The 12,423-nt window shown below is 70.9% G+C and carries 11 protein-coding genes and 1 pseudogene; 3 read left to right on the plus strand and 9 right to left on the minus strand.

What is annotated here, in order from left to right; all coding sequences use genetic code 11:
- Window positions 1-601 precede the first annotated feature (601 nt).
- The 3 genes from Sspor_RS39800 to Sspor_RS39810 all read right to left on the minus strand — a co-directional run bounded on the left by Sspor_RS39800 (window position 602) and on the right by Sspor_RS39810 (window position 3,631).
- On the minus strand, window positions 602-1,594 hold the full coding sequence (locus Sspor_RS39800; RefSeq protein WP_202204170.1) for a 3-oxoacyl-ACP synthase III family protein: 993 nt from the start codon (window positions 1,592-1,594) through the stop codon (window positions 602-604).
- A complete protein-coding gene (locus tag Sspor_RS39805) occupies window positions 1,591-2,841 on the minus strand; it encodes an SDR family oxidoreductase (RefSeq protein WP_308445581.1) in 1,251 nt (416 codons plus the stop codon). The genes Sspor_RS39800 and Sspor_RS39805 overlap by 4 nt, the downstream gene beginning before the upstream one ends.
- A gap of 145 nt (window positions 2,842-2,986) precedes the next feature.
- On the minus strand, window positions 2,987-3,631 hold the full coding sequence (locus tag Sspor_RS39810; protein ID WP_237404464.1) for a TetR/AcrR family transcriptional regulator: 645 nt from the start codon (window positions 3,629-3,631) through the stop codon (window positions 2,987-2,989).
- A gap of 124 nt (window positions 3,632-3,755) precedes the next feature.
- Here Sspor_RS39810 and Sspor_RS39815 point away from each other — a divergent pair, with 124 nt between their 5' ends.
- Together Sspor_RS39815 and Sspor_RS39820 are read left to right on the plus strand one after the other, a co-directional pair.
- Window positions 3,756-5,435 carry an ABC-F family ATP-binding cassette domain-containing protein gene (locus Sspor_RS39815; protein ID WP_202204172.1) on the plus strand — a complete coding sequence of 560 codons (1,680 nt, stop codon included), beginning with the start codon at window positions 3,756-3,758 and terminating at the stop codon, window positions 5,433-5,435.
- A gap of 54 nt (window positions 5,436-5,489) precedes the next feature.
- Entirely contained in the window at window positions 5,490-6,407 is a 918-nt protein-coding gene (locus Sspor_RS39820; RefSeq protein WP_202204173.1) for a Vgb family protein, read from the plus strand.
- Between the two features lie 625 nt (window positions 6,408-7,032).
- On the opposite strand, the gene tpg is transcribed toward Sspor_RS39820, so the two are convergent.
- On the minus strand, window positions 7,033-7,587 hold the full coding sequence (tpg, locus tag Sspor_RS39825; RefSeq protein WP_202204174.1) for a telomere-protecting terminal protein Tpg: 555 nt from the start codon (window positions 7,585-7,587) through the stop codon (window positions 7,033-7,035).
- Here tpg and Sspor_RS39830 point away from each other — a divergent pair.
- Window positions 7,577-7,876, plus strand: coding sequence for a tetratricopeptide repeat protein (locus Sspor_RS39830; protein ID WP_202204175.1), 300 nt, complete (start codon window positions 7,577-7,579; stop codon window positions 7,874-7,876). The genes tpg and Sspor_RS39830 overlap by 11 nt on opposite strands.
- Before the next feature lie 188 nt (window positions 7,877-8,064).
- On the opposite strand, the gene Sspor_RS39835 is transcribed toward Sspor_RS39830, so the two are convergent.
- The 5 genes and pseudogenes from Sspor_RS39835 to Sspor_RS39855 form a co-directional block, all read right to left on the minus strand.
- Window positions 8,065-8,535, minus strand: coding sequence for a lamin tail domain-containing protein (locus tag Sspor_RS39835; RefSeq protein ID WP_202204176.1), 471 nt, complete (start codon window positions 8,533-8,535; stop codon window positions 8,065-8,067).
- A gap of 143 nt (window positions 8,536-8,678) precedes the next feature.
- A pseudogene (locus Sspor_RS40960) lies at window positions 8,679-9,346 on the minus strand (IS5 family transposase); the annotation flags it as partial.
- A 276-nt stretch (window positions 9,347-9,622) separates the two neighbouring features.
- Window positions 9,623-10,147, minus strand: a complete 525-nt coding sequence (locus Sspor_RS39845) for a hypothetical protein (protein WP_202197551.1) — start codon at window positions 10,145-10,147, stop codon at window positions 9,623-9,625.
- Window positions 10,148-10,164: 17 nt separating this feature from the next.
- Window positions 10,165-11,349 (minus strand): NucA/NucB deoxyribonuclease domain-containing protein, encoded by a 1,185-nt coding sequence (locus Sspor_RS39850; protein WP_237403625.1) that lies wholly within the window; start codon window positions 11,347-11,349, stop codon window positions 10,165-10,167.
- The coding region (locus tag Sspor_RS39855; RefSeq protein WP_202204177.1) for a hypothetical protein at window positions 11,346-12,423 on the minus strand (1,078 nt) is incomplete at its 5' end. The genes Sspor_RS39855 and Sspor_RS39850, both read right to left, overlap by 4 nt.

The following is a 12,423-nucleotide window of genomic DNA, read 5'->3' on the forward strand; positions in this document are numbered from 1 at the left end:
TTGGGGCGGCCCGGTGGTACTGCTGCCCCCAGAGCGCTCTGGGCACCGGGCCTCACCCACGCACGCCATATCGGCGCGGGCTGACCACGACCTAACCGGCGCCCGCACCGGTCGGAACACGGCCCGGAAAACTGGTCCTGACACCTGACGCTGCCACCACCACGAACGGCGACATCCATCCCCGAGCGACAGCAGCAAGGAACGGAAGGCGTCAGGCACCAGGACCCAGGTTCCGCCCCAGGCAGGCCGAGGAGAACGGCAGGGCGTGCCCGGGACGGCGTGCACCCAGCCCTTCAACGACCGAGCACACCACCGGTTCCGCGCCCTGGCCGCCGGGATGCGAACCTCGCAGTTCTACACATCCGGCCGGCCTGCAAACCGACCACCGAGGTGTGGGCGCGCCGGCACGCGCACGAGGGGATGGGCGGCATCTGGACCGTGACCGCAAAGCCTCCCCGCCTCAGCTGCCTACCTTGCGACGAGCACAGGCGAGCGTCCCCCGGCGTCCGCGCCCGCGCGCCGTCTTCGCCCGGGTTCCAGGCGCGTCCGGGGGCAGGTGGGGCAGTCACCTCGGTGTCTGCTTCAGTGGCCGCTGTCGGTGTCACCAGCGCAGGAGCATCACTGCGGCGCTGGCTCCGCTGGCGAGTCCGAAGAGAGCGACCGTGTCGCCCGGGGCCAGCCGGCGGTGGCGCACTGCCTGGGCGAGTTGGAGGGGCAGGGTCGCGGCGGCGGCGTTGCCGGTGTGGGGGAAGGTGGGGATGATCTGCGCGGGTTCGATGTCCATGCGGGTGCGGAAGGCGTCGACGAAGGGCACGGACGGCTGGTGGACGCAGACAAGGTTGAGGTCGCGGACGTTGACGTGCTGTTCCTTGAGCCACTGGGCGCCCTGGTCGTCGAGGTCGATGAAGGAGCCGAGCAGGGCGTCGGAGTCGATGTGGAGGCCCTGGGGGTGGTTGGGGGCGTGGTGGGGGTCGTAGAGGGTGGCGGCGGGCCATCCTGCGGAGTTGGCCAGGAACACCGATCCGGTGATGCCCGGGACAGGTGAGGCCTCCACCAGCAGGGCCGCCCCCAGGTCGGCGCCGGTCAGCGAGGTGAGTCCGGTGCGCAGCTGGTCTCGGGTGAGGTTCCAGCGGGAGAGGCGGGTGAGGGTTTCCCCGCAGGTGATCAGGACGCGGCGGTGCTGGCCGGTTCGGATGAGGGCGTCGGCGACCTGGAGGGCGTTGATGACGCCGTTGCACGCGTTGCCGATGTCGAAGGCCGGGCAGGACAGGCCCGTCTTCGCCGCGACGATGTGGGCGTTGGCGGGTTCGCGGACGTCGGCGCTGACCGCGGCGAACAGCAGCAGGTCGATGTCGGCCGGTGTGAGGCGGGCGGTGTGTAAGAGGCGGGCGGCGGCCCGGGCGGCGAGGTCGGAGGGCAGATCGCCGGGATCGGCGACGGTGCGTTCGTGCAGGCCGAAGGTGCGCTGCAGGAGACCGGCGGGCAGTCTGAGGGCGGGGCTGTGCTGGTGGAGGAGTTGTTCGATCTCGGTAACGTGCTGGCGTCGGGTGGGCAGATGGACTGTGGTGTGGGCGATGCGGCTGTGGGTGCTCACGCCGTCTCCTTCACGCGCCCGGACCTTTCGCCGGGTTGCTGGCCTGGTGGCCGGGCTGCCGCTGCGGGGGTGCGGGGCAGGCCGGTGACCGCGTGCTTGATGCGGTCGGTGAGGCTCAGCGGCAGCATCGTGTGGAGGGGGACGAGGAAGCGGGCTTCCCGGCCGACGACGTAGCGGGGACGCGGCCGACGGGCCGTCAGGCATGTCTCGACGGTGCGTGCCACCGGTTCGGGGCCGGGTACTCGGCGGTCCACGGCGGTGAACAGGCGTGTGGTGCTGTCGTAGCCGGGGTTCGCCGGATCGCGGAGGGTGTTGAGGTCGGTCAGGGCGCGGCTGAGCATGGGGGTGGCGAACGCGCCGGGCTCGATCAGGCTGACGCGGACGCCGAGGTGGGCGGCCTCTACGCGCAGGCAGTGGGTGAGGGCCGAGAGGGCGTGCTTGCCCGCGCTGTACCAGGCGCCCATCGGCCAGGGGACCCGGCCCAGGCCGGAGGAGATGTTGACGATCCGGCCGCCGCCGCAGGCGGCCATGGCCGGCAGGACGAGCCGGCACAGCCGGGCCGGACCCAGCAGATTCACCTCCAGCAGGCGACGGGCGTCCTCGTCGTCCACGTCAGCGACCGCGCCTGCCTGTGGGATGCCGGCGTTGTTGACCAGCGCCCACGGCCCGCCGCCCGTCATCTCGGCGCACTCCTGGAGCGCCTGGCGGCAGGATGCCTCGCACGCGACGTCCAGCTGGACGGTGCGCAGGGCCAGGCCCCGCCCCGCGGCATCCGCCACGAGGTTCCGCGCCTTGTCCCGGTCGCGTGCACCGGCGATCACGTCCCAGCCCGCGCCCGCCAGACGGAACACGATCACCCGGCCAAACCCACCCGTCGCCCCCGTCACCAGCACACTCCGCCCGCCCGACCCCGCCACCAGCACCCCACGTCCTTCCCAACTCGACTCGCCGCGCCTCGGCCCGCAGGCCGCGCCCCTCACGCGGACAACGACGAGGCCCCGGCAAGGTAGTGGCCCCCGCCGCCGGGGCCCGGCCGCGGCCGCGTACACCTTCAGCTGCTCCACTTCCAGACCCTCGGTCAGGGGCCTCCGGGAGTGCTTCGCGTCCGTGCTCACGGGTGCAGCCCACGGATCGGCGGCCTCCCGCACCGGCGGCTCGGCAGCGGCGGGAGCGGGGGGCTCGGGGGGCTCGGGGGTGGCGGCCGCAGCGGGAGCGGGCTCGGCGGGCAGGCGCGACCCGCGGGTCACCGGCCGCGCACCTGCGCGCGGCCAACACGTCCCTGGCCGGTACCGCGGCGCCGGCTGCAGGAGCGGGCGAGGCCGAGGTAACGGCAGTCGCCGCCGGGGCGGGTGCAGGTGCCGGGCCGGCAGGCTGCGGGCGCTATGTCCGAGGTCATTGCGGCGTGCTGAAGGTGCCGGCGCGGGCTGCCGCAGCGGCGACCCGGGCGGCGCGGTGCGGGAGCGTCGGGTCGGGGACGGCCCGGATCAGCAGCAGTTCGTGGTAGAGCGGGGCGGTCGCCGCGATGAGCAGCGCCCGGCTGTCGGCGGGGCCGGGCAGTTCGCCCCGGTCGGCTGCTCGGGTGACGACCGCAGCGCACCGTGCGTAGCGGTCATCCCAGAAGCGTGACAGTGCCGCTGCCGCCTCCGGCGAGCGGAATCCGGCGGCGATCAGAGCCATCGTCAGGTTCGGGCCGCCGCCCGCCAGTGCCTCGTACACCTCCTGGTTGAGGGCAGTCAGGTCGTCCTCCAGTGACCCGGTGTCCGGTGGGGTCCACGTGTCGTCGGATGCGGTGTCGAGTACGTCGGCCAGCAGGTGTCCGACGTCGCGCCAGCGCCGGTAGACGGTCGTGCGGTGGACGCCGGCGCGTTCGGCGACCGCGTCGACTGTCAGCCCGTCGTACCCGGCCTCCAGGAGCAGCGCGCCCACCGCCTCCAGCACCTGGGTGCGGACGCGGGCGCTGCGGCCGCCGGTCCGGCGCCGCCTCGTGGCCGGTTCCTGTCGGCTGGAATCTTCGCTTGCCTGCATGGGGGAATCCATGCCAGCATTTTAACGCAACATTCGTCGCCTTAAAGGAGAAGTCCCGTGGTCATCCACCGCGTTGCCGCCCACCGCACCGCCGCCGTGACGACGATCCCCGCCCCCGAACTCCTGGAGCCGCCCTGTGACTGCGCAGCTCACCGCGTCTGACCTCACCAAGTCCTACGAAGGCCGCCTGGTCCTCGACTCCGTCGACTGCTCCGTCCCCACCGGCGAACGTCTCGGTATCGTCGGAGAGAACGGCTCGGGCAAGTCCACCCTGCTCCGGCTGCTGGCCGGGGCCGAGCGCCCCGACCGCGGCGAGGTCGTCCTTCACGCCGAAGGCGGCGTCGGCCATCTCGCGCAAGAGGAAAGCCTCCCCCCGCACCTGACCGTCCAGCAGGTGGTCGACCGCGCCCTCGCCGAGCTGCGCGCCCTGGAGCAGGACCTGCGCCGGCTGGAGGCCCGCATGGCCGACGGCGACGCCACCGCCGAGACCCTCACCGCGTACGCCGACACCCTCACCGCCTTCGAACTGCGCGGCGGGTACGACGCGGACGCCCGCGTGGAGCGTTCCCTGCACGGCCTCGGCCTGCCGGGCCTACCCCGCGAGCGCGCTGTCGGCGGCCTGTCCGGCGGCGAGGCCGTGCGCCTGCGCCTGGCCGTACTGCTCGCCGCCGCCCCGGAGGTGCTGCTCCTCGACGAGCCCACCAACCACCTCGACGGCGCCGCCCTGACCTGGCTGGAGGACCACCTGCGGGCCCGGCGCGGCATCACGGTCGTCGTCTCCCACGACCGGGCGTTCCTGGAACGCGTCGCCACCTCCCTTTTGGAGGTCGACGGTGACCTGCACAGGACCGTGCGGTACGGCAACGGCTACGCCGGCTACCTCGCGGAGCGCGCCGCCGAGCGGCGGCGCCGCGCGGAGGCCCACACCGCCTGGCGGGCCGAGGCAGCCCGGCTGCGCGAGGCCGCCGCCGTCACCGCCCGCCGGGTGGCGCCCGGCCGGGCCATGAAGGACGGCAACAAGATGGCGTACGACCGCGCTGCCGGCCGGGTCCAGCAGTCCCTCGCGAGCCGGGTCCGCAACGCCGAGGAACGGCTCGCCCGGCTGCTGGCCCGGCCGGTGCACCCACCCGCGGAGCCACTGCGGTTCACCGCCGTGCCGCGCACGGCCACCACCGCAGCCGGGCCTGGCACGCCCGCCGGGCCGGCCGGGTCCGACGACGCGCGACGGGTACTGCTGGCCGCGGCGGGCGTCGCGGTCGAGGGGCGGCTCGCGCCGGTGGATGTGACCGTGCCGGCCGGCGGCCGGCTGCTGGTCACGGGCCCGAACGGGGCGGGCAAGAGCACCCTGCTGCACGTTCTGGCCGGCGCCCTGGACCCCGACCTCGGGCAGGTCGTCCGGCACGGCCAAACCGGGCTGCTGGCCCAGCACACCGACGCCGGCACAGGCCGCGGAACGCTGCTCGCGGCCTACGCCGAGGGCCGCTCCGGGACTCCCGAGGAGCACGCCGAACGGCTCCTGTCGCTGGGCCTGTTCGCCCGCGACCGGCTGTCCGCTCCGGTCGGCTCCCTCTCCGTCGGGCAGCGGCAGCGGCTGGCCCTGGCCCGCCTGGTCACCGAACCGGCCGATGTCCTGCTGCTGGACGAGCCCACGAACCACCTCTCCCCCGCGCTGGCGGAGGAACTGCAGGAGGCGCTGGACCGGTTCGCCGGCGCAGTGGTCGTCGTCAGCCACGACCGGCGGCTGTGCGCCCGCTGGCCGGGCGACCGGCTCACCCTGCGCGCCCCGGCGCCCGCCGCAGCCGCCGCCCACCCGTGACGGTCGGCAGGCCGCTCCACCCCTCCCCTCCTCCCCCTCGAAGGGACGCCCCTCTTGACCACCTCCGTAAGCCCGCTCGGCACCCTCACCCTGCCCACCGCCGGCTCCGGCCCGTACGCGCTCGCCGTCGGGCCTGACGGCCATCTGTGGTGCACCCTCGTCCACGCCGGGCGCATCGCCCGCCTCACCCCGTCGTCCGGCCGCGTAGAGGAGTTCGCACTGGACTCCCCCGACTGCGGCCCCACCCTGGTCACCGCCGGCCCGGACGGCGCGCTGTGGTTCACACGCTACCGCGACCACCGGATCGGCCGGATCACAGTGGACGGCGAGACCCGCTCGTACGCGCTTCCCGGCAGCGCGGGCGGGCCCTACGGGATCGCGGCCGGGCCCGACGGCGCCCTGTGGTTCACCCTGACGAACACCAACCGCATCGGCCGGATCGGCACGGACGGCGAGGTCCGCGAGTTCCTTCTGCCGTGCGAGGGGGGATTCCCGTCCTTCCTCACGGCGGGACCCGACGGAGCCCTGTGGTTCACTCTCAACCAGGCGAACGCGATCGGCCGGATCACCGTCTCCGGCGAGATCCGGCTCCACCCCCTGCCCACACCCGGCGCCGCCCCGGTCGGGATCGCGGCCGGCTGGGACGGGAGCCTGTGGTTCGCCGAGATCGGCGCCGGGCGGATCGGACGGCTCACGACCGGCAGGGCAGGCGTGGAGATCACCGAGTTCGCGCTGCCCGAAGCCGACTGCCGCCCCCACGCTGTCGCGGTCGCACCGGACGGGACCTGCTGGTTCACCGAGTGGGCCACCGGCCGGATCGGCTCCGTCACCCCGGATGGGATGATCACCGAGCACCCGCTCACACACCGCAACCGCGAACCCCACGGACTCACCTTCGGCCCTGACGGCACGCTGTACGTCGCAGAGGAGCACAGCGGCATCTCCAGGTGGGAGGTACACCACGCCGCCTGACACCCCAACAGGCGGCAAGGCCGACAGAACGGCCACGGCAGCGACGGTCTGGTCGACACCGACCCCGGCGCGGTCCGCGTCGGTCAGGATCCGGGCGACGTCGACACCGGCGGCGTCGAGGCGGCCCATCGCGGCCGCGATGTCCGGCCACGCCGGGGACGCCAGGATCACCTCACGGACCAGCCCCTGGGGCATCGACGTGCGCAGGAGGCCGGACCACCGGTCGGTGCCCCCCGCCTTGATACGCGCCGTGTGTGACGTTCAGTGACCATCTTGGGTGGGCGCCGACCCGGGCGGGTCTGATTCGGATCTAGGCTCGGAAGGCTTTCCGAAGGAGTTCGCCGAACTCGGCTGGGTGCGTGGTCAGGCCGGTGTGCCCGCCGGGGAAGCGCCGGAGTACCCGGGCGGTGACCGGCGACGTGTGACGGCAGCCGGGACCTCGCCCCGGCCGGCAGCGCCACGGGGCCGGGAGCAGCATGTCCGAAGGCGGCTCCCCGCAGTGGCTATTGCACCCCTGCGCCGGGTGCAGTGCGCCGTTGACGCACTCGAACAAGACGGCATCCCACCCGGACAGAGTGCTCACGTCCGGGTGTGCTGCTGCCGGGGCGTGCCCCGGCAGCGGGGTTCAGAAGGAGACGTCGAAGTAGTCGATGTCGGTGAACTCGACCCGGAGCTCGTCGGCCCGGGTTCCGCCGTCCTTGAAGTAGATCTCCTGCAGCCCCTCGGCGACGATCGCCCGCAGGTCGCGGTCGGCGGCGCCCTGTGCGCGGGCGTCGAACAGGCGCTGGGCGTACAGGGGCGGGAGGTGGACCGTGAGCCGGCGGACGCGGCCGTCGTCGGTGCTGCCGACGGGGGCGGTGTAGCCGAACCGGGCCCGGGTCTCGACGGTGATGCCGGTGCTGGTGGCGGCCTCCTTACGGCGGCGGCCCCGTACCACGGGCTGCCAGCGGGCGCGTACGGCCGTGTCGATGCGCTCCGCGACGGGCTGGGGCGGGGTCTTGCGGTCGCCCTTGCGGTAGCGCTCCACCGACCGCTGACTCACCCCGAGCACCTCGGCGACGGCCTTGGTCGTCTTCAGCTGCTTCAGCAGGAAGTTGATCCGGCCCTTCAACGTCCTGGGCGGCTCCCTCGTGAACCCCTCCCGGTCCGCTCGGTCCAGGGCGTCATCGATGTCCCCCACCCGTTGCCTGTCCCTTCGCCGCCGCCCCCGTCCCCGGCACATCGCCCGGGACCGCGCGTACCAGTCTGTCCTACGACCCGGCTGCCGGTCCGGCCGCCACCGCGAAGGAACGGCACTGAACAACCTCGGCATCGCCCTGCGAGAGACGCAGCAGTTCGAGGAAGCCATCGACGCCCACACCCAGGCCGCCACCACCTTCCACGAACTCGGCGACCGCCACAGCGAAGGAACGGCGTTGAAGGTCTGGGCAATCACGCACAACGAGCGCTGGCTGAAGCGAGCTGAGTAGCCTTCGCCCTCCTTGGATGGCCCACGGCCGCGGCGGCGCTGCGCAGGCTGGCGGCGCCACTCTCCCGGAGTGCGGACAGTGACCGCCCGCTGTGCGCAGCAGTGCGGGCCGTCGCCCGGTGAGGCGACGGCCCGTGCGGTCATGTCACGCAGGACCCCGCCATCGTGCGGGGCCTGCGGGTGCCGGTGTTAGCGGCGGCGGCCCCAGGTTTCGGTGTCGACGGTGCGGCCGCGGTCATCGCGCAGCGTCGCGGTGTCAGAGCCGTTGTCCCAGACGTAGTTACGGCGGTCCTGGAAGAGGTCGGTGCGGGTGTCGCGGCCGTTGCCGGTGTGCATACGGATGGTGGCCCGGCCGGCGATGCGGACGTTGTCGAAGCGGTAGCGGTTGCCGTCGCTGTCCCGCAGGGTCCAGCCGCGGAGATTGATGCCCTCGCGGGTGGTGTTGGTGATCTCCACCCACTCGCTGTTCAAGGACCGGTTCGAGCGGTCGTCACGTCCGGGACTGTCGGCCTGGACCCGGCTGATCTCCACCCGCGGCCGCTGCTGGTGGTGACGGTCACCGTCGTGCGCGGACGCCGGCAGCGCGGCGGCCGAGACGATCGCGCCGGCCACCAGGACGGTGGCGGCGATACGACGTACGGAGGAAAAAGCAGAAGACATAGGTGACGCTCCCTCAAGAACAGCGCAACGCATCCGGCGCCAGAGGCAACCACTCCGCCGGATCCTGGACAGCCTCCGACCGGATCGAGCGAGCCGAGACCGCGACCAGGGAAGCCAGCTGGCCCTAGGCAGCGTCTTGTCGATCATTTGTCGAGCCAGATGAGGGTGCTGGCGAGGGTGATCGCGGCCTGGTAGCGGGCGGGGTGCTTGTCGTAGCGGGTGGCGATGCCTCGCCATTGCTTGAGGCGGTGGAAACAGCGTTCGACGACGTTGCGGCGCCGGTAGACGGACCTGTCGAAACGACAGGTCCGTTCCCGGCGCCGGGCTCGGCCCGCGAGTTGGCCGGCACGCTCCGGGATCGTGGCTTTGATACCGCGCCGACGGAGGGAGGCGGGAAAGTCCGGGAGGAGTATCCCTTGACCGCGATGACCCGCTCGGGCCGCACGCGGGGCCGTCCGGGCCCGCCGCCTGCCACCCGAAATGAGGCCGATGACGGTCTCGGCCTGGGTTCAGTCGTTACGGGTGCCCGCGGTCAGAACGAAGGCCAGTGGCCGGCCGCGACCGTCGCAGGCGAGGTGAATCTTCCTGGTCAGCCTGCCGCGGGAGCGTCCCAGGGCTCGTTCGTAGAGCCCCCTTTGGCGGCGGTGTGCTGGTGGGCACGCACGATGGTGGAGTCGATCGCGACCAGCCAGTCCACCTCGCCCCTGGTCTGGGCGGCGGCCAGGAGACGGTCGAAGGTGCCGTCGGCCGCCCAGCGGGCGAAGCGTCGTCTCCGGGAACATCGCTGGGCGGTGCGGCCGGGACCGTGCCGGAAGACGGGTCCGGAGCCGGGCCAGCGGAAGCCAGCGGCACTGTGGGAGCGGTTGCGGCGGGTGCTGGGGCGGCCGGGGTGAGAGCCGCGGTCGAGGCCATGGCCGCCGCGTGGAGCTGGCGGGCCTTGAGAAGTGCAGGCCGTGCCGTTGAAGGACGCGGTGGGCGGTCGAGGGCGCGATCCCGGTGCGGGGCGGCCGGCCAGTCCGGGCCCGTGCTTCCATGCGTGTGACCGGAAGCGCGGGCCCGTCTGGCGTGGGGAAACAGTCCCCGAAGGCTAGTCGTCGTCCCCGGGTTCGGATTCTCTGACGAACCAGAGGTCGAGGGTGTACTGCTCAGCGGTGGAGCACTGTTTCCATGCTGCTCGGATCTGTTCCGCGCCCCATTGCTCATCGACAGCGCGCTGGAGGCACGTGTCGTAGTAGGCGGCCGTGGCGTCTCGTCCGCTCCATGCCGCGTGCCCGTCGTAGACGCCGGGTCGCGGCAGGTCCATCATGCCCGCCGGCCCAAAGGTGAACTGGTTGACGACGAGTTGGCCTGTCTCTGATTCCAGGGTGACAGGGACCGTGCCTTCAGCGTCCTCCGGGGCCTTCTGGGGAGTTTCCCAGACCCTGATGGTGACCTGCACTTCGATGTCGGGCTGAAGGCTGTGTAGGTAGAGGTGGTAGCCGTTTCCGGCGACTACCTCGGTCCTTGACAGCTTCAACGCCTCGTCGTCGCCGAGGTAGGCGTCAGAGTCGTAGACCTCCACGATTCTGCGGTCCGGTCGGGCGGTAGTGCTGTATTCGGTGATGATGGACATGGGCGCTCCGTCACTGCTCAGGGAGTTATTTTCACATAAAATGCATCTCCGTCGAGGATGCGGTTCAGGGTGAACATTTCGTTCAACCTTCGACCGCCCGTCTCATTGTCAGTTCCCTCGATGAGCCTGGCCGAGAACCTGTTCCCCGGGGCGGCAGCGCCTTCCTTGGTGGAAGCGAAGGGGTATTCGTCGCACTGGAGTCCAGTCCCTCTATAATCACCCCAGACATCGTTGCACGTTTCTATCGCCTTATCCCGATTCTTCTCCTGCTTGCCCTTGTCGATGAGGCGGTGGAGGGGCTCGGCGGCTCCGGGTACGGTTTTACCGGCCCAGGAGGGGAAGGTGCGCTCGGGTAGCTGTTGAGCGTCGAGGATGTGTCGTGCACTCTGGTCCACGGCGGGGTCCTTGAGGCTCATGACAAGCTCTACGCGCGCCCCGGTGAACACCGTTCCCTTGTGTTTGCCTGCTACTGGTCCGGCGTAGTCGAAGCGGACAATCGACGTGGCCATCATCTTGTCCTCCCACTTCACCGCGGTGGGGGAGGTCACCTGCATCGTCAGGTTGATCTCACCGAGAACCACCTGATTGTTGCCCGACTCGAGCTTGCCGGTGTCGGGTGAGGTGTAGGTGAGCTGCCAGAACGGCTTTGCATTCCATTCTGCGATTGTGCCGTTTTGGAGGACGTTGTTCGGTTTGGTGATCTGTGGGTTGACGTCGCTGCCCTGGGCTTGGATCTTGTGGGTGAAATACTGCTCGATCTTCCAGTTCGCAGGGTTCTCGCCGGCGACCGCCTTGGTGCGGATGTTTTCGACACTGCTGGTGTAGTCGACTCTGCGGGATCCGTCGTAGGAGAATCCCAGAATCCAGACGTCGAACCAGAGTTCGCCTCGGAGTCGTAGTCTGTCGTCCTTGAGTTTCAGGTAGGTGGGACGGTGCACGCACGTTTCAAAGCGGCTTTTGATCCAGCCCTTCGGGGTCTTGGCCTCGGCACGGCTGGCGCACTCGGTGCGCAGGTCGCCGTCCTGGAGGATGGTCGGCCGTGAGGCAGTACCCGAGCCTGCGGCACGTGCGGAAGCAGAATCGGCTGTCCCGAGAGTCAGGAGAAGTGCGAGTGCGGCACAGAACAGTGTCAGGAGGGCGTGCGTCCGCGGCCGCTGGGTGGCTCGCATGAGCACTCGGGGGACGGAAGCGTCGGCGGTCACGACTGGCACATCTGCCCCCAGCAGGCCTCGAGGAGCTGTCCGGTCTCAGTCGAATAGGTGGCGCGGAACCCTTGGAAGGTCAGTCCGCGATGCTCCAGGCCGCGGGTAGGCGCCGCGGACTCCACGGTCACCACCGAGGTGCCAGCGATAGCCGAAGACTGTGGCGCAGTGCTCGACGAATCCTTCGCGTTCGGCAGTCGTATCCCTGACGCAACGCGGATCCCGTCCCGGGCGACGCCGAAGGATTTGGCCGCGCGCTCTGCGATGTCAGCCGGTTCCCCATGCCTTCCAGGCTTTCGCGCCGCATCGCGCTGGGGGCTCTGCAGCGCTGCCGCGTTGCAGACCTTGACGGTTTGCACGCAGTTCGACAGACCGGGAACCGTGTTCATGCAGCTTTCAGGGTCGGTGGCGAGGCAGTTCGAGAGCGCCTTCTGGTCGACGCCGTTGAACGTCCCCGCCGCCCGAGCCGGTGTCGTGGGCGCCGGCCCCACCGTTGGCCCGGGTTTACTCACCGTCCACTGGATGGACGTGGTGGAGTCAGTCAGTTTCGCCTCGAAGCAGTACGGCGCCTTGTAGACGGCGGCAGGGTCGGACGGGATACCCATCGACTTGCCGCATATCCCCAACGTCGTGAGCTGCGTAGTGTCCGCGGTCGCCGCCCTGGCCCAGGCCTTGTTCTCCGCCATGAACTGCATACGGTTCGCTATCGGCGGGACCGTCACGTGCTGGGGCCCTCTGACCTCAAGGCCGATGTCGACCCGGTTGGGATTTCCGCGAGGAATCTTGAGCTGGTCGGTGGTGGTGCCGACCATGTTGAAGTCGTACAGGACGTCCCACTGGTCGCCACTGGCCTGGCGCACCGTCATGTACGTGTGGTTCACGTTGTCCGCGACCGTCGGGTTGAGGCCTGCGGTGATGGCCTTGGTTACCCCGCCGCGTTTACCCAGCTCGGTCCATCTCGGCCCGTAGCCGATGGTCGTCGCGCCCGTCTTTTCGGCGTGCAGGCCTACGTCAATGGAGGGACCGAATATGTCGCCTCCGTTAGCGCCTTCGGTCTGGTCGGTGTTGGGGACC

Origin of the sequence: Streptomyces spororaveus (genome assembly GCF_016755875.1) — a bacterium.
Classification (GTDB): Bacteria; Actinomycetota; Actinomycetes; order Streptomycetales; family Streptomycetaceae; genus Streptomyces; species Streptomyces spororaveus.